Below are 17,116 nucleotides of genomic sequence, written 5' to 3'. Positions count from 1 at the left end.
CTTTATGTGAGTAAGATCCCTGGAAGATGACCAGGTAGATAGGTCAGAGGTGGAAGCATGGCGACATGTGGAGCTGACTGATACTAATCGATCGAGGACTTAACCACAAAGAGTCATTTTTAAATGAACAACGGCAATACCGGTATTCTTGACATCAATCCTTTATCTAGTTTTGAAGGAACAAACCTTCAATTGAATATTCGTCTGGTGATTATGGCGAAGAGGTCACACCCGTTCCCATGCCGAACACGGAAGTTAAGCTCTTCAGCGCCGATGGTAGTTGGGGGATCTCCCCCTGTGAGAGTAGGACATCGCCAGGCGATACATATTATGGAGGATTAGCTCAGCTGGGAGAGCATCTGCCTTACAAGCAGAGGGTCGGCGGTTCGATCCCGTCATCCTCCACCATTGATTTTTGCGTCAGCAAAAGATCTTTCCTTTACGAAGCGTGAGCGGAGTAAAAGAAACTTCCCTTCCTTCCTATACTACGTTTATCAGTAGGAGGACAAGCTTTAAAACTACACGCCGGTGTAGCTCAACTGGTAGAGCAACTGACTTGTAATCAGTAGGTTGGGGGTTCAAGTCCTCTTGCCGGCACCATTTTGGTTTTTCTCATTTTTATATGAGCCATTAGCTCAGTTGGTAGAGCACGATAGAAATAGCATCATTGAGTTTTCTTCTAGCGTACAGCTCGAGCAGCATCTTGTTTAAGCTTCCTGAGAGCTGGACGTCGCAGATGCACTTTGATTCTGAACGGAAATGTGATTTATTTTCCATCCTATTAGGAGCCATTAGCTCAGTTGGTAGAGCATCTGACTTTTAATCAGAGGGTCGAAGGTTCGAGTCCTTCATGGCTCACCATTTGATGTTTGCAAAAGGCAAATGTCTCATTACATGCGGGTGTGGCGGAATTGGCAGACGCACCAGACTTAGGATCTGGCGCCGCAAGGCGTGGGGGTTCAAGTCCCTTCACCCGCACCATATGCGGAAGTAGTTCAGTGGTAGAACACCACCTTGCCAAGGTGGGGGTCGCGGGTTCGAATCCCGTCTTCCGCTCCAAAGGTTTTTGCCGGGGTGGCGGAACTGGCAGACGCACAGGACTTAAAATCCTGCGGTAGGTGACTACCGTACCGGTTCGATTCCGGTCCTCGGCACCAGTTAGTTCTTCAAACGAACTTACAGTGCCAAAAAAAACAAATGCGCCCGTAGCTCAATTGGATAGAGCGTTTGACTACGGATCAAAAGGTTAGGGGTTCGACTCCTCTCGGGCGCGCCATATTTCGGGAAGTAGCTCAGCTTGGTAGAGCACTTGGTTTGGGACCAAGGGGTCGCAGGTTCGAATCCTGTCTTCCCGACCACTTCATATGGGGCCTTAGCTCAGCTGGGAGAGCGCCTGCTTTGCACGCAGGAGGTCAGCGGTTCGATCCCGCTAGGCTCCACCAAGATTTTTTACGAAACGTAAGTGGAGTGAAATAATCTTCCATGATGTTTGCTTCAGCTAAGCATCTAAAAATCATATAAAATGTTTCTTGGCGGTGTAGCTCAGCTGGCTAGAGCGTACGGTTCATACCCGTGAGGTCGGGGGTTCGATCCCCTCCGCCGCTACCAATACGGACCTTTAGCTCAGTTGGTTAGAGCAGACGGCTCATAACCGTCCGGTCGTAGGTTCGAGTCCTACAAGGTCCACCATTCACATTTTAAAACACGGAGGAATACCCAAGTCCGGCTGAAGGGATCGGTCTTGAAAACCGACAGGGGTGTTAAAGCCCGCGGGGGTTCGAATCCCTCTTCCTCCGCCATATTTATTTTTTACCCTTATTATCGTCGCGGGGTGGAGCACGTCCGAATCATCTTCGGAGCATGCACATCAGCGCACCGACTGAGCAGCAGCTTGAATAAGCTTACTGAAGTCGGGGTGGTTCTAACGAATATTGATTCGTAAAATCACAACTTGATTAAAATTTTATTATCGTCGCGGGGTGGAGCAGTTCGGTAGCTCGTCGGGCTCATAACCCGAAGGTCGCAGGTTCAAATCCTGTCCCCGCAATACCAATTTTGTTAAAGTGAATAAACGTCTAGTCGGTAACGGATGGATGAATATTTTGCTGGCGCAAGGTTAGTTCTTTTGCTAACGCAAAAAACTTTGGTCTGGTAGTTCAGTTGGTTAGAATGCCTGCCTGTCACGCAGGAGGTCGCGGGTTCGAGTCCCGTCCAGACCGCCATTTCAATTACATAGTGTGGCTCAGTAGCTCAGTTGGTAGAGCAATGGACTGAAAATCCATGTGTCGGCGGTTCGATTCCGTCCTGAGCCACCATTTTTCATTTATTTCATACTTTTATGGCGATTGTGGCGAAGTGGTTAACGCACCGGATTGTGGTTCCGGCATTCGTGGGTTCGATTCCCATCAGTCGCCCCAATTTTATTGCGGGTGTAGTTTAATGGTAAAACCTCAGCCTTCCAAGCTGATGTCGTGGGTTCGATTCCCATCACCCGCTCCATGGGCCTATAGCTCAGCTGGTTAGAGCGCACGCCTGATAAGCGTGAGGTCGGTGGTTCGAGTCCACTTAGGCCCACCATCTCAATATTCCGCAGTAGCTCAGTGGTAGAGCTATCGGCTGTTAACCGATCGGTCGCAAGTTCGAATCTTGCCTGCGGAGCCATATGGAGAAGTACTCAAGTGGCTGAAGAGGCGCCCCTGCTAAGGGTGTAGGTCGGGCAACCGGCGCGAGGGTTCAAATCCCTCCTTCTCCGCCATTAAGGCCCGTTGGTCAAGCGGTTAAGACACCGCCCTTTCACGGCGGTAACACGGGTTCGAATCCCGTACGGGTCATATTAAGTAGACTATCTGAATGGTAGTCTTTTTTTATTTTAATAGAAGAAACTGAGTTGAATAATTTAAAAATCAGAAGCGTCCTATATATGGGGCGTTTTTTTTGTTTAGAAAAGATGGAGGACTTAAGGAAACAATCACTAACTTTAAGCATGCAATAAGTGGTTTTGAGTAACAATAGGTTTGTCGCCGGGGATGTGACAAAGTTAGTTTTCATCTTTCTTGTTGATGAATGTTCTGTGACTTATGATGATTATATAAGAAATGATTTTTTAGAAAGGAAGATAAATATGGCTCAATCAACTGTAAAAGTTAAAATACAAAAATTTGGTAACTTCCTCAGTTCAATGGTCTTGCCGAATATCGGTGCCTTCATTGCATGGGGATTGATTACTGCATTATTTATTCCTACCGGTTTCTTCCCAAATGAAAGCCTTGCCAAATTAGTGGGGCCAATGGTAACGTATCTTCTGCCTCTCTTAATCGGTTATACAGGCGGTAAGCTTGTGCACGATCAGCGCGGCGGCGTCGTAGGTGCGATTGCTACTATGGGGGTCATCGTCGGTGCACCGGATACCCCGATGTTCCTCGGAGCCATGATCATGGGACCGCTTGGCGGTTATGTCATCAAGAAATTTGACAGTGTAATCGAAGGGAAAATCCGTGCAGGGTTTGAAATGCTCGTTAATAACTTCTCTGCGGGAATTCTTGGCGGAATCCTTGCAATCCTTGCGTTTCTCGGTATCGGCCCTGCCGTTGACGGCCTGACAAAACTATTGGTTGCCGGTGTTGACTGGCTTATCGGTGCAGGATTGCTTCCGCTGACAAGTCTCTTGATCGAACCAGCAAAAATCCTGTTCCTGAATAATGCCATTAACCATGGTGTTCTTTCACCAATTGGATTGGAACAGGTACAGCAAACGGGTCAATCGGTTCTATTCTTACTGGAAGCGAACCCTGGACCGGGTCTTGGTGTATTGCTCGCATTTATGCTGTTCGGCCGGGGGACTGCAAAGCAATCCGCTCCGGGCGCAGCAATCATTCATTTCCTGGGAGGTATCCATGAGATTTACTTCCCATATGTCCTTATGAAACCTATGCTATTTCTTTCAGTCATCCTGGGAGGAATGAGCGGAGTCTTTACGCTTGTTCTGTTGGGCGGCGGACTTTCTGCTCCTGCTTCGCCAGGAAGCATCCTGGCTATTGCTGCTGTCACACCTCCTGAAGGTATGAAGTATCTGGCCAATTTTGCGGCTGTCATTGTAGCAGCGGTTGTGTCATTCATCGTTTCTGCGATTGTCTTGAAATCAAGCAAGAAACAGGAAGACAACATTGAAGAAGCTACGAAGAAAATGGAAGAAATGAAAGGGAAGAAGAGTTCTGTTTCCGGACAAATCAGTCAACAGCAGGGCACACTTCCCGGTGAAGTAAATAAAATTGTCTTTGCATGTGATGCAGGGATGGGATCCAGTGCGATGGGTGCGTCATTACTGCGTAAAAAAGTGAAGGAAGCCGGACTCGATATCTTTGTTACGAATACAGCGATCAGCAATCTGCCGGCTGATGCACAGGTAGTCATCACTCAGGAAGAATTGACGCCGCGAGCGAAGAATAAACTGCCGGATGCGTACCACATCTCAGTCGATAATTTCCTTTCTAGTCCGGAATACGATAAGCTTATTGGAAGTCTGCAAAATGACATCACGGAAGAACAGGATGAGCTTGTCGAGGATGCAGAAAAGGAAGCAGTCGGAGTCGAACCTCAGGGAGACGGGGATGACGATCTTCTAAGAGAAGAAAACATCTTCATCGGCCAGGAATTTCAGACGAAGGAAGACGCTATCCGATTTGCCGGCGAAGCACTCGTGAAAGCTGGTTATGTAGAAGACAGTTACGTCGATGCAATGATCGAAAGAGAAGGCATCACGACGACTTATATGGGCAATAATGTAGCCATCCCGCATGGTACGGAAGATGCCAAAAAAGCAGTCATCAAATCAGGCTTTACCGTAATTCAAGTGCCGGGCGGCGTTGACTTCAACGGTGAACAGGCTAAGCTGATCTTCGGTATCGCAGGTAAAGACGGCACACACCTTGAAATCCTTTCAAGCATTGCGGTCATCTGCTCCGAGCAGGAAAACGTAGACATGATGGTACAGGCGAAAACCGCCAAAGAACTAAAAGAAATCATCAATAGCAATTAACCTCCAATCCGGAAAGGTTCTTTTGGCCTTTCCGTTTTGGCTGTTATTATAATAGCTCTGTTTGACCGGGGATTTCTACGGCCGATTATATCACTAATTTTCATGAATAGAACGGAGGGAGAACATGTTCATTACATCAAGGGAGAAAGCCATAATAGAATTGATCGTAAAAACATCGGGCAAGCATACCGTCCACAGTCTCTCTTCATTCATGAATGTAAGCGGCCGGACGATCCAGCGTAATCTGAAATCGATCGAAGGCATCCTGAAACAATATCATCTGGAATTGAAACGGACACCGGGGGATGGATTGTTCATAGATGGGAAGAACGAGCATATTTACAGGCTGATTCAAGGATTGTCGGAAGCAAGTCCGACAGATGACACCCCGGAAGAACGAAAGCTGCAGCTTTTGATCATTTTGCTGCATGAAGGGCCTTCCTTTAAGAAACAGGTGCTGGCCCGACAGCTTGGAATCAGTGTCACTACACTGGGTTCCTATCTCGATGAATTGGGGGACTGGCTGAATAAATACAGCATCACCCTCACCAGGAAGCGTGGGGTGGGAGTGGAGCTGGTAGCGAATGAAGCCAGTAAGCGGCATGCGCTGGCAAGCTTTTTCCTTGTTTATTTTTATGAAGAGATCATAGAAAGCTTATATTTAATGCAAAACGGCCATTCATTTCAGGAGCCGATTCTTGGCTTTTTCCCGCCGGAGCACCTTAAGGCTGTCCATCAGTCTGTGGGCATGCAATTATCCAAAGAGCAGCTGAATTTGGTGGACAATGATTATATCGGCCTGGTCGTGCATGTGTGCCTGTGTATCCAGAGAACTCAGAATGGTTGGCCGTTAACGGAAATGAATGATATGGAAAGCCGTTATTCCAGCGAGTACCGGCCAATGAAGGAGATTGCAAAAGAGCTTGAAAGGCTCCTTACCATACAGGTCACTGAAGCGGACATCCATTTTCTGACGCTGATACTAAAAGCATCAAAAGTACAGGAAACGGATGCTGTGTCTTACGATAGTATCTTTCTGGGACATCTTATCAAAAAGGTAGTCAAGGATGTTTCAATCAATTTGAATGTGGACCTCACCGATGATTTTTCTCTGTTCCAGGGGCTGCTTGCACATATGGGGCCATCGATTTTCCGTCTGAAGCAGCAGATGGAATTATTCAATCCGCTTACGGAGGAAATCAAGGAGAAATACTCGGTACTGTTTCTGGCAGTAAAAAACAGCCTCCAAACTGAATTTACAGATGTTGATTTCCCGGATGCTGAAGTGGCTTATATTGTCCTTCACTTCGGTTCGGCACTTCTGATGAATGAAGAGAAGGTCAGAATTAGTGCAGTGGTGGTATGCCCTACAGGGATCGGCGCCTCAAAGATGCTTGCAAGCAGGATACAAAAAGAATTGAAGATGATTCACTCAGTTCATATCTTGTCAATTGCCGATTTCAGGACGGCCAACCTAAGCGGTTATGATATCGTGATTTCAACTGTCAGGCTGCCTTTTACTGAGGTGGATTATCTGCTTGTCAATCCGCTGTTAAGCGACAAAGACATTGGAATCATCGAGGATTATGTGCAAAAAAACATAGAGAAGATTACACGGAAAAAATATATGAAGCCGTCCCCTCCCGAAGAGGAGGATGCACGCCCTGCAGAAATCCGGGGATTATTGAAAGAAATAAAGGATGTCCATTATAGTATTGAATCCATTCTCGATCATTTCAAAATTTACCGGATGTCCTCCGTTAGTAGTCATCACGATGTGTTAGAACAGATGACAGAAAAAGCTGAAGAGAGTGGATTGCTGACGGACAAAGCGGAAGTACTCTCTCACCTACTTGAAAGGGAAAGGAAAGGCGGCCTGGGGATACCAGGTACGACTATGGGTCTGTTCCATTGCCGTGATGAAAACATTAAAGGGCTAATGTTTCAAGCGGCCCACCTGGATCACCCTTGTGTTATAAAAGGGATGGACGGAAACGACCTTGAAATGAAAAGTCTACTGCTTATGATCGCTCCAGAAAATTTAAGCAAAAGAGAGCAGGAAATCCTGAGTCTCATCAGTACGAGCCTTATTGAAGATCATGCATCGATGATGATTTACTCATCCGGCAATGAATCCATGATTTATAAAAAGCTTGAACATCTCTTTCTCGATTACTTACAAAATAACTTGATATAAAGGAATGATGATAATGAAACGGACTGTACATTTTGGCGCAGGTAATATTGGCAGAGGTTTTATAGGGGCGTTGTTCTCTAAATCGGGGTATCACGTCACGTTCGTCGACATTGCGGAAAAAGTCATTGATAAGTTGAATGCTGAAGGAACTTACCAGGTGAAGTTGGCAACGGAAAAGCATGAAAGCGAAACGATTTCCAACGTATCGGGACTTAACAATCTCCATCAGGAAAAGGAAGTGATGGACGAAATTGCCAAGGCGTCGTATCTGACTACAGCAATCGGTCCAAATATCCTTCCACGAATCGCACCGCTCATCTCCCAAGGGATTGAAAACCGTATCCTTGAAACCGACGAACCCCTCTATGTGATTGCATGCGAGAATCAAATCGGGGCGACGGATATCTTAAAGGGACATATCATGGATCATTTATCCGATGAAGTGAAGTCAAAATTGGAAGGGAAAGTGTACTTCTTCAATTCAGCTGTAGACCGCATTGTGCCGATCCAGGAGCAGGATTCATTGGATGTCCTTGTTGAACCTTATTACGAGTGGGTGGTGGAAGCGGATGTATCCATCCCGCCGGTTAATGGTATGACCATCGTCCCTGACCTAGCCCCTTTCATCGAGCGAAAACTGTTCACGGTGAACACGGGTCATGCAGTCATCGCTTATCTTGGGTATTTGAAAGGGAAAACAACGATTGATGAAACACTTGCTGATGAAAGCATCGCAGAGCAGGTGAGGGAGACGCTTAAAGAAACCGGTGCTTACCTGATTAAGCAGTACGGGTTGGATGAAAAGGAACATCTTGCGTACATCGAAAAAAACATCGAGCGTTTCAAGAATTCCTACTTGAACGACGGGGTAACAAGGGTCGGACGTGCACCGATGAGAAAACTCGGTCCGGATGACAGACTGATCCGTCCGACAACTGAAGCACAAAAAGCAGGGCTTTCCTACTCCAATCTTGCCAAAGCCATTGCAGCGGCATTATTATTCGATCACCCTGAAGATCAGGAAGCCATTGAGATCCAGAACATGATTAAAGAAAACGGTGTTCCATACGTTCTCAAGGAAGTAAGCGGACTGGACGAAAAAAGCCCGATCACGGCTGAAATCATTCATCAGTATGAAGAACTTAAATCTTAATAATTTTCATCATGAAGCTTAGGAAAAGTGCTTCAGTCAAAGTGAAAACCGAACTAATTTGCATCTCATGAGGCAGGTTAGTTCGGTTTTTTGTTAGTTATGTTTCAAATGTACATTTAGATTCAATCTGTTCAAGCGGTTATTGGAGTGCAAGACGCAGACTCCTGCGGGAAGAGTAGCTTATTTGAAAAGCGGAGGAGGTTTGCTCCGCTCCCCATTGATTTTATAATTTGGATTTTTTTGGTAAGTGACGGAATTAATCCTAAAATTAAAAGATTATCCCGCGAAATTCGAAGATTATTGCCCGGAATTGAAAGAAAAAGTTCAGTTTTCGAAAGATTATGGGTCAAAATTAAAAGATTCCCCAATTCCGAACGAGTACAATTCAAGTTTTGCCAGAACGATGATTATACCTAATACAACGAGTACAACCAATTAATATTCTGCGTCAAGGACGATGGGCGTTATAATGCTGCCTACATAACGGACAGTATATTTCCCTACTGAATAACGGAATCCTTTTACTTTCTTCATTTTTTTCCTTCTTTTTTCCTCAAAAAACTTTCGACAGCATTCCCTATATTTTCACCATGAAAACCTTATCATTTTCCATACTCTTACAATGCAATCGCTTTCCTTTCGGCCGGTGTAGGATTATGTCGGAATAGAGCGATGTTTTTAAAAAGGAATTCTTCATAAGTAGCAGAAAGTAGTTAATAGATTGAAAAATGTAGGTGAAGTGATGAACGCAATGATGTTATCTGATTATGATGTTTTTTTATTTCATGAGGGAAGTTTACAGCAAGCGTATCAGTTTATGGGTTCACACGTGAGGAAGGACTCGCGGGGGACCTATACAGAATTTTGCGTTTGGGCACCGAATGCACGGAGTGTGTCCCTGGCAGGGTCGTTCAATGATTGGAAGAGTGCCGGGTATGAGCTGCAAAAGTGGAACCGGGAAGGGTTGTGGGCTGTTCGGGTGGATGGTGATTTGACGGGTGAAACCTATAAATATGAGATCACCACCTTATCAGGGGAGAGAAAGCTTAAGTCGGATCCGTACGGGTTTGCTTCAGAGAAACGTCCACAGACGGCAAGCATTGTGTATGAACTGGAAGGGTTTCAGTGGAGTGATGAAGAGTGGCTCGAGAAAAGGTCGGGTTCATCGATTTATGATAAGCCTATGTTCATCTACGAAGTGCATGCAGGGACATGGAAAAAGAAAGATGGGAAATTTCTATCCTATAAGGAGCTTGCCCGGGAATTGATTCCGTACGTGAAAGAGCACGGTTTTACTCATATCGAGCTTCTCCCGGTCACCGAGCACCCTTTTGACCGTTCGTGGGGGTATCAGTCGACTGGCTACTATTCTCCGACTAGCAGGTACGGAGAACCTCACGAGCTGATGGGATTCATCGATGAATGCCACAGGAACGATATAGGAGTCATCTTGGACTGGGTTCCGGGACATTTTTGTAAAGATGCACATGGTTTATACCAATTTGACGGTTCTTTTGCTTATGAGTACGGGGAAGAACGGGACCGCGAGAACTATACGTGGGGGACGGCGAATTTTGACCTCGGTAAAGGTGAAGTAAGAAGTTTCTTGATTTCAAACGCGCGATTCTGGATGGAAATGTACCATATAGACGGATTCAGGATTGATGCCGTGGCCAATATCATTTACTGGGCAAATCAGGGTCAGCAGTCGCCGAATGAAGGGGCGATCGGATTCCTGAAAAAGCTGAACCAGGCCGTATTCGAATATGATTCTTCCATCCTGATGATTGCGGAGGATTCGACGGATTGGCCGCAGGTGACATCCCCTGTACATTATGGGGGGCTTGGCTTTAATTATAAATGGAATATGGGCTGGATGAATGATGTACTCGATTATATGGAGACGCCGCCCGAGAAGCGCAAGGATGGCCATTCCCTGATGACCTTTTCCCTTCTTTATGCCTTTTCTGAGAATTATGTACTCCCTTTTTCGCATGATGAGGTGGTGCATGGGAAAAAGTCACTCCTGGATAAAATGCCGGGCGATTACTGGCAGAAGTTTGCACAGTACCGGCTGCTTCTGGGATTTATGTGCGCCCATCCTGGAAAGAAGCTGCTGTTTATGGGAAGCGAGCTGGCCCCGTTTTCGGAGTGGAAGGACTTGGAGGAGCTTGATTGGCATTTGATGAATTACGATTTTCATCACAAATTCAACTCATATTTTAAGGATTTAGTGCATTTATATAAGGGTGCCGAGGCTTTATACGAACTGGATCATCAATCTGGAGGGTTTGAATGGATTGATGTAAACAATTCAGAACAGCAGATTTTTTCTTTTATCAGAAGGGGAAAGAAAGAGAACGACCATCTGGTGGTAATCTGTAATTTCAGTCCGATTGTTTATCACGGGTATAAGGTCGGTGTGCCTCATGCCGATTCCTATAGAGAGATATGGAACAGTGATGCCGGGAAATATGGAGGTTCGGATCAGGTCAATCCTGCACCGCTTTCTGTACACCATGAAACCTATCATGGAAAAGCGGGATCCGTAGTGATGACGATTCCTCCATACGGTGCAGTTTATTTAAAACCAGATTACGGAAGGGGAGAATAGAATGGCAAAGGGAAGATGTGTGGCCATGTTGTTAGCAGGCGGTAAAGGGAGTCGATTGAGTTCTTTGACGAAGAATCTTGCGAAGCCTGCCGTCCCGTTTGGGGGGAAATACCGCATCATCGATTTTACATTGAGCAACTGCACGAACTCAGGGATCGATACGGTCGGGGTCCTGACACAGTATCAGCCGCTTGTGCTCAATTCCTATATCGGGATCGGCAGTGCGTGGGATCTTGACCGCAAAAATGGCGGCGTGACGGTTCTGCCACCATATGCAGAGTCATCCGAGATGCGCTGGTATACAGGGACGGCAAGTGCCATCTATCAAAATATGAATTATCTGGAGCAGTATGATCCCGAGTACGTCCTGGTATTATCGGGCGATCATATCTACAAGATGGATTATAGTAAAATGCTCGACTATCATATCGAGAAGAAAGCGGATGTATCGATATCGGTGATCGAGGTGGATTGGTCCGAGGCCAGCCGTTTCGGCTTGATGAATACGAATGAAGAGATGAGGATCACGGAATTTGAGGAGAAGCCTGCCTATCCGAAGAGCAATCTCGCTTCAATGGGAATCTATATTTTTAATTGGTCCGTCTTGAAGGATTTTCTTGAGATGGATGAACGGAATCCTCATTCCAGCCATGATTTCGGAAAAGATGTGATCCCGCTTCTGCTTGATGAAAAGAAAAAGCTGATGGCCTATCCGTTCAAGGGCTACTGGAAGGATGTCGGCACGGTAAAAAGCTTGTGGGAAGCGAATATGGACCTGATTGACGAGGACAATGAGTTGAACTTGTTTGATCATGAGTGGAGGGTATACTCGGTCAATCCGAATGAACCTCCTCAATATATTTCGGCGGATGCCTTGGTGGAAGGATCGCTTGTCAATGAAGGCTGTACGATTGAAGGCACGATATCGAAGTCTGTGTTATTTCAGGGGACGACAGTTAAGAAAGGTGCACATGTTTCACGGTCGGTGATCATGCCGGATGCCTTGATCGGAGAGAATTCCTATATCGAACAGGCGATTGTTCCGCCGAATGTCAAAGTTCCGAGCGGCGTCTGCATCATGCCGGAAGAGGGATCGGATGAAGTAATCCTAGTGACGGAGGCATTCATTGATACATTGCTTGAGCAGGAAGAAGTGTAAGAAACTCTAAAGTACAACGTAAGAGGAGGAATTATCGTGAAAAATTCATTGCTTGGAGTCATAGATGCCACTAGTTATTATCAGTCTTTAGAGGATTTGCTCTTACATCGGTCGATGGCTGCCCTTCCGATTGCAGGAAGATACCGTTTGATTGATTTCGTATTGTCCAATATGGTGAATTCAGATATCGGTTCTGTTGCGATTTTCCCGAAGTTTCAATATCGTTCGTTAATGGATCATCTTGGTTCCGGCAAGAACTGGGACTTGAACCGGAAGCGTGACGGTCTATTCTTTTTTCCGGCTCCGGGACTTGATGCAGTGGATGACGGAGTGGGGTCCTTCAATCATTTCGCCCATCACCTGGATTATTTCCACCGCAGCCGCCAGGAATATGCTCTGATCAGCAATTGTTATACAGTCTGCAATATCAATTACCGGCCGGTCCTTGAAAGGCATGCAATGATTGGATGCGATATCACCGAAATCCGCCATAAAGGGAAGTCACTCGAGATGTATGTGGTAAAAACGTCGCTGTTGACAGAATTGATCGAGGGCCGTGAAGAATCAGGTTATACATGCATGAAGGACGTTGTGGAAGACATGGACAGCGGCTACAAGGTTTGTGGATATGAACATATTGGATTCGTGGAAACAGTGGATTGCATAGAAAAATATTATCAAACGAGTATGAAGCTGCTGGATGTTTCATCTTGGAAAGAGCTGTTCAAAAAGGAATTGCCGATTTACACGAAAGTGAAGGATGAGCCTCCAGCCCGCTACACGTCCGGGGCCTCAGTCAAGAACAGCATCATCGCCAATGGCTGTTATATAGAAGGGAAGGTTCGGAACTCAACCATGTTCCGGGCAGTGAAAGTAGGAAAGAATACAAGTATTTCAAACAGTATCATTATGCAAAAGAGTCAAATTGGAGATAACTGTGTACTAGAGAATGTCATCCTGGATAAAGACGTGAGGATCGAGGACGGAGTTAAGCTGATTGGCGAACCCGGCCATCCCATTGTCATCCGTAAAGGAATGATTCAAGGAGCGCTGATGAATTCGTGAAAGTATTGTTTACTGTTTCTGAGTGTGTGCCTTTTGTTAAATCGGGAGGGCTGGCTGACGTTGCAGGCGCCCTCCCAAAAGAGCTGAGGAGCCTGGGGACTGATATCAGGGTCATTCTCCCGAAGTATGGGGGGATTCCCCGGGAGTTTCGCTCAAAGATGAAAAAGAAGAAAGAGTTTTTTGTTTCTGTTGGATGGAGGAATCAATATTGCGGGATTGAAGAGCTCCATCACGACGGGGTTACATATTACTTTGTGGATAACGAGTATTACTTCAATCGTGACCGCATGTATGGTTATTTCGATGATGGCGAGCGGTTTTCGTTTTTTACGAGAGCGGTACTGGAGGCCATCGAAGCCATTGATTTCTATCCGGATGTGATTCATTGCCATGACTGGCATACCGGGATGGTGCCGTTTCTTTTAAGGACAGAGTACCAGGATAAACCGGGGTATGCCTTCATCCGGAGCATCTTTACCATCCATAATCTTCAGTTCCAGGGAATCTTTCCGAAGTCTGTGATGACAGAACTGCTGGGGATTCCCGAACGTTATTTTCACCCTGAGTACCTTGAGTTTTATGACAATATCAATTTCATGAAGGGGGCTTTGATTTCTTCGGATTATGTCACCACCGTAAGCCCGACCTATAAAGAGGAAATATTGACTCCGTATTATGGTGAAAAACTCCATGGCATCTTAAGGCTGCGTTATGGTCAGCTTGAAGGCATCCTGAATGGGATCGATGATGAGGTGTACAATCCTGAAGAGGGAGGATTCCCTTACAGGAGCGGAAATCTGCAAGGGAAAATAGAAACAAAGCGTGAACTTCAGCAGAAGCTGAATCTTGAAGTGAATGAAGACATCCCGGTTGTTTCGATCATTTCCCGTTTGACTGTCCAAAAGGGACTCGAATTGGTCAGGGGTGTGTTTCATGAAATGCTCCGGGAAAATGTTCAATTTGTCTTGCTGGGGACGGGAGACTGGGAATTCGAACAATTCTTCCGCGAGATGGAAAGGCAATATCCTGATAAAGTCAGGGTGACGATCGGATTCAATGAGGAATTTGCGAAAGAAATATATGCAGCATCGGATCTGTTCCTGATGCCGTCTAAGTTCGAACCGTGCGGACTCGGGCAGCTGATCGCCTTGCGGTACGGGTCGCTGCCGCTGGTGAGGGAGACGGGCGGACTGAACGATACGGTCCAATCGTATAATGAAGAGACGAAGACGGGGAACGGATTTTCCTTTAAGAATTTCAATGCGCATGACATGCTCCATACGTATCAAAGGGCGCTGCGTTTTTACAATGATGAAAGGGAAACATGGAAGCATATCGTACAGACCGCCATGAATAAAGATTATAGTTGGGCGCAATCCGCCTTCAAGTACAACCAATTATATGCTGACCTTGTATCGAGGAGTGAAAGCCATGTTTTCTGATCACAATGAGTTCAAAGAGATGTTTCTCAAGAAACTTGAAATGATGTACGGAAAGACATTTCCTGAATCCACCCCCCAGGATCAATTCTTCACCCTGGGGCACTTGATAAGGGAATATATCAGCATGAACTGGATCCATACGAATGAGCAGTATCGTTTTAATAAAAGGAAGCAGGTGTATTATTTATCGATTGAATTCCTCCTCGGTCGTCTCCTGAGACAGAATTTGATGAATCTCGGGATCTATGAGGTTGTCGATAAGGGACTGAAGGACCTTGGGATCGACCTTGCCGATATTGAAGAAATCGAACATGATGCGGGACTCGGCAATGGAGGGCTCGGACGCCTGGCCGCCTGTTTCCTGGATTCCCTGGCCTCACTCAATCTCCCTGGCCACGGGTATGGCATCCGATACAAACATGGATTGTTTGAACAAAAAATTGTCAACGGCTTTCAAATGGAGCTTCCAGAACAGTGGCTTCGTCACGGCCATGTATGGGAAGTGAGGAAGTCTGATTTGACTGTGGAGGTCCCTTTTTGGGGGAAAGTCGAATCCTACTCGGAGAAAGGCGTACTGAAGTTCAGACATGTTGATGCCGAACTCGTATCAGCCGTTCCATACGATATGCCCGTTGTGGGTCATGAAACCTCGACAGTGAATACGCTCCGGTTATGGAGTGCGGAACCTGCTGCCTATAAGGCAGGGAAGGATCTGATGAAATACAAGCGGGAAACAGAGGCAATCACTGAATTCCTCTATCCCGACGACACCCATGATGAGGGGAAGATCCTCCGTTTGAAGCAGCAGTATTTCCTTGTGTCGGCAAGTATCCGGTCGATCATAGACTCATATATTTACAGATACGGAGATTTGAAGGACCTTCATGAATACGTATCGATCCATATCAATGATACCCACCCGGTGCTTGCCATCCCGGAACTCATGCGCGTCCTTGTGGATGAATATGAATTCGACTGGGATGAGGCATGGAAAGTCACGACGAAGACATTTGCCTATACGAATCATACGACACTCTCTGAGGCATTGGAGAAATGGCCGGTCCGTATTTTCCAGCCGCTGCTTCCAAGGGTCTTTATGATCGTCAACGAAATCAATGAGCGTTTTTGCAAAGGGTTATGGGAGGATTATCCGGGTGAGTGGAAGCGGATCGAGGACATGGCCATCATTTCTCACGGAGAAGTGAAGATGGCGCATTTGGCGATTGTCGGGAGCTTCAGCGTCAACGGAGTGGCAAAAATTCATACCGAAATCCTCAAGCAAAGGGAAATGAACTTATTTTACCAATATTACCCGGATAAATTCAATAGTAAAACCAATGGCATCACGCATAGAAGGTGGCTCTTGGGAAGCAACCCACCGCTATCTAAGCTGATCACTTCTGCGATCGGAACCGATTGGATCCATCAGCCGGGTAAACTGAAGGATTTGGAAACGTACAGGGATGACGCTGCTTTCCTCAAAAATCTGCATGAAGTGAAGCAGGTGAATAAAGAAAGGCTTGCCCGGCGGATCTATGAGAACAACGGGATGAAAATCGATACGGATTCCATCTTCGATATTCAGGTGAAGAGGCTTCATGCTTACAAGCGACAGCTGTTGAATGTGCTTCATATCCTGCATCTCTATAACCGGTGCCTGGAGGATCCCCATTTCGATTTCCATCCCAGGACGTTCATTTTCGGGGCTAAGGCTTCACCCGGTTATTTCTATGCTAAAAAAATCATCAAACTCATTCATTCGGTTGCAGACCTCGTGAACGACCATCCTGCCGTTAAGGGAAGGCTCAAGGTCGTCTTCATGGAAAACTACCGGGTGTCACTGGCTGAGGAAATCATTCCGGCGGCTGATTTGTCTCAGCAGATTTCAACTGCCAGTAAAGAGGCATCCGGTACGGGAAATATGAAATTCATGATGAATGGTGCTCTCACACTGGGAACGCTCGATGGAGCCAACATCGAAATCCTGGAGCAAGTCGGGGGAGAGAATATTTTCATCTTCGGATTGACGGCAGAGGAAGTGATGAATTATCAGAAGCAGGGCGGGTATTACGCGATGGAATATTATCATCATGATCCGCGTATCAAGAAGGTACTGAACCAGCTTGTAGATGATACGCTGCCAGGTGCGGATGACCACTTCGAAACAATTTATGATTCCCTGCTGGGGGAAAATGACCAGTTCTTTGTCCTCCGTGACTTCGATTCATATGCGGCAATTCAGGAAGAAGCGGGCAAGGCCTATACAAATAGGGAAGAATGGTCGCGCATGTGTCTTCATAACATCGCGAATTCCGGCTATTTTTCCAGTGACCGGACAATCGAGGAATATGCGAGGAACATTTGGAAGATCGGGCAGGGTAGTTTGATGAGATAGTGTCGGAAACCTTTATTGATAGGAGAATATAATTGCAATAAAAGACCTGTTTTGTA

8 protein-coding genes, 21 tRNA genes and 2 rRNA genes are annotated in these 17,116 nt (G+C 46.1%); all 31 read left to right on the top strand.

Going from position 1 to position 17,116, the window contains the following annotated elements; all coding sequences use genetic code 11:
* A 23S ribosomal RNA gene (locus tag AS034_RS07765) occupies window positions 1-107 on the top strand; the annotation flags it as partial.
* A 96-nt stretch (window positions 108-203) separates the two neighbouring features.
* A 5S ribosomal RNA gene (gene rrf, locus AS034_RS07760) occupies window positions 204-320 on the top strand.
* 12 nt (window positions 321-332) lie between these two features.
* Window positions 333-408, top strand: a tRNA-Val gene (locus tag AS034_RS07755).
* A gap of 116 nt (window positions 409-524) precedes the next feature.
* Window positions 525-600 (top strand) — tRNA-Thr (locus tag AS034_RS07750).
* 185 nt (window positions 601-785) lie between these two features.
* Window positions 786-861 (top strand) — tRNA-Lys (locus AS034_RS07745).
* Window positions 862-896: 35 nt separating this feature from the next.
* Window positions 897-981 (top strand) — tRNA-Leu (locus AS034_RS07740).
* A gap of 3 nt (window positions 982-984) precedes the next feature.
* Window positions 985-1,059: transfer RNA gene (locus tag AS034_RS07735), tRNA-Gly, on the top strand.
* 9 nt (window positions 1,060-1,068) lie between these two features.
* Window positions 1,069-1,157: transfer RNA gene (locus AS034_RS07730), tRNA-Leu, on the top strand.
* A gap of 42 nt (window positions 1,158-1,199) precedes the next feature.
* A tRNA-Arg gene (locus AS034_RS07725) sits at window positions 1,200-1,276 on the top strand.
* Between the two features lie 5 nt (window positions 1,277-1,281).
* Window positions 1,282-1,358 (top strand) — tRNA-Pro (locus AS034_RS07720).
* 8 nt (window positions 1,359-1,366) lie between these two features.
* Window positions 1,367-1,442 (top strand) — tRNA-Ala (locus AS034_RS07715).
* A gap of 89 nt (window positions 1,443-1,531) precedes the next feature.
* Window positions 1,532-1,608 (top strand) — tRNA-Met (locus AS034_RS07710).
* A 4-nt stretch (window positions 1,609-1,612) separates the two neighbouring features.
* Window positions 1,613-1,689, top strand: a tRNA-Ile gene (locus tag AS034_RS07705).
* 17 nt (window positions 1,690-1,706) lie between these two features.
* Window positions 1,707-1,799 (top strand) — tRNA-Ser (locus AS034_RS07700).
* 174 nt (window positions 1,800-1,973) lie between these two features.
* Window positions 1,974-2,047: transfer RNA gene (locus tag AS034_RS07695), tRNA-Met, on the top strand.
* A 98-nt stretch (window positions 2,048-2,145) separates the two neighbouring features.
* Window positions 2,146-2,222: transfer RNA gene (locus tag AS034_RS07690), tRNA-Asp, on the top strand.
* A 17-nt stretch (window positions 2,223-2,239) separates the two neighbouring features.
* Window positions 2,240-2,315, top strand: a tRNA-Phe gene (locus AS034_RS07685).
* 26 nt (window positions 2,316-2,341) lie between these two features.
* Window positions 2,342-2,417 (top strand) — tRNA-His (locus tag AS034_RS07680).
* 8 nt (window positions 2,418-2,425) lie between these two features.
* Window positions 2,426-2,499: transfer RNA gene (locus AS034_RS07675), tRNA-Gly, on the top strand.
* A gap of 1 nt (window position 2,500) precedes the next feature.
* A tRNA-Ile gene (locus AS034_RS07670) sits at window positions 2,501-2,577 on the top strand.
* A gap of 9 nt (window positions 2,578-2,586) precedes the next feature.
* Window positions 2,587-2,661: transfer RNA gene (locus AS034_RS07665), tRNA-Asn, on the top strand.
* Window positions 2,662-2,664: 3 nt separating this feature from the next.
* Window positions 2,665-2,755: transfer RNA gene (locus AS034_RS07660), tRNA-Ser, on the top strand.
* 4 nt (window positions 2,756-2,759) lie between these two features.
* Window positions 2,760-2,831 (top strand) — tRNA-Glu (locus AS034_RS07655).
* Window positions 2,832-3,121: 290 nt separating this feature from the next.
* Window positions 3,122-5,035: a PTS mannitol transporter subunit IICBA gene (locus AS034_RS07650; protein ID WP_058298037.1), complete on the top strand. Its 1,914-nt coding sequence runs from the start codon at window positions 3,122-3,124 to the stop codon at window positions 5,033-5,035.
* Between the two features lie 124 nt (window positions 5,036-5,159).
* On the top strand, window positions 5,160-7,232 hold the full coding sequence (locus tag AS034_RS07645; RefSeq protein WP_058298036.1) for a BglG family transcription antiterminator: 2,073 nt from the start codon (window positions 5,160-5,162) through the stop codon (window positions 7,230-7,232).
* A 13-nt stretch (window positions 7,233-7,245) separates the two neighbouring features.
* Window positions 7,246-8,385, top strand: coding sequence for a mannitol-1-phosphate 5-dehydrogenase (locus tag AS034_RS07640; protein ID WP_058298035.1), 1,140 nt, complete (start codon window positions 7,246-7,248; stop codon window positions 8,383-8,385).
* A gap of 742 nt (window positions 8,386-9,127) precedes the next feature.
* Window positions 9,128-10,999 carry a 1,4-alpha-glucan branching enzyme gene (gene glgB / locus AS034_RS07630; protein ID WP_058298033.1) on the top strand — a complete coding sequence of 624 codons (1,872 nt, stop codon included), beginning with the start codon at window positions 9,128-9,130 and terminating at the stop codon, window positions 10,997-10,999.
* 1 nt (window position 11,000) lies between these two features.
* Window positions 11,001-12,158 carry a glucose-1-phosphate adenylyltransferase gene (locus AS034_RS07625; protein ID WP_032087242.1) on the top strand — a complete coding sequence of 386 codons (1,158 nt, stop codon included), beginning with the start codon at window positions 11,001-11,003 and terminating at the stop codon, window positions 12,156-12,158.
* A 36-nt stretch (window positions 12,159-12,194) separates the two neighbouring features.
* On the top strand, window positions 12,195-13,223 hold the full coding sequence (locus tag AS034_RS07620; RefSeq protein WP_032087243.1) for a GlgC family sugar phosphate nucleotidyltransferase: 1,029 nt from the start codon (window positions 12,195-12,197) through the stop codon (window positions 13,221-13,223).
* Window positions 13,220-14,665 carry a glycogen synthase GlgA gene (gene glgA / locus AS034_RS07615; protein ID WP_058298032.1) on the top strand — a complete coding sequence of 482 codons (1,446 nt, stop codon included), beginning with the start codon at window positions 13,220-13,222 and terminating at the stop codon, window positions 14,663-14,665. Before AS034_RS07620 ends, glgA begins: the two co-directional genes overlap by 4 nt.
* Window positions 14,655-17,060 (top strand): glycogen/starch/alpha-glucan phosphorylase, encoded by a 2,406-nt coding sequence (locus tag AS034_RS07610; RefSeq protein ID WP_058298031.1) that lies wholly within the window; start codon window positions 14,655-14,657, stop codon window positions 17,058-17,060. Before glgA ends, AS034_RS07610 begins: the two co-directional genes overlap by 11 nt.
* The last annotated feature ends 56 nt before the right edge of the window (window positions 17,061-17,116 follow it).

The organism is [Bacillus] enclensis (assembly GCF_001456935.1).
GTDB lineage: Bacteria > Bacillota > Bacilli > Bacillales > Bacillaceae_B > Rossellomorea > Rossellomorea enclensis.
Note: the sequence above shows the minus strand (reverse complement) of the source record. Positions and strands in the feature narration are given on the sequence as shown.

Coding starts and splice junctions, on each gene's coding strand:
- AS034_RS07650 (WP_058298037.1), top strand. CDS start 3,122: ATGGCTCAATCAACTGTAAAAGTTAAAATACAAAAATTTGGTAACTTC.
- AS034_RS07645 (WP_058298036.1), top strand. CDS start 5,160: ATGTTCATTACATCAAGGGAGAAAGCCATAATAGAATTGATCGTAAAA.
- AS034_RS07640 (WP_058298035.1), top strand. CDS start 7,246: ATGAAACGGACTGTACATTTTGGCGCAGGTAATATTGGCAGAGGTTTT.
- glgB (WP_058298033.1), top strand. CDS start 9,128: ATGAACGCAATGATGTTATCTGATTATGATGTTTTTTTATTTCATGAG.
- AS034_RS07625 (WP_032087242.1), top strand. CDS start 11,001: ATGGCAAAGGGAAGATGTGTGGCCATGTTGTTAGCAGGCGGTAAAGGG.
- AS034_RS07610 (WP_058298031.1), top strand. CDS start 14,655: ATGTTTTCTGATCACAATGAGTTCAAAGAGATGTTTCTCAAGAAACTT.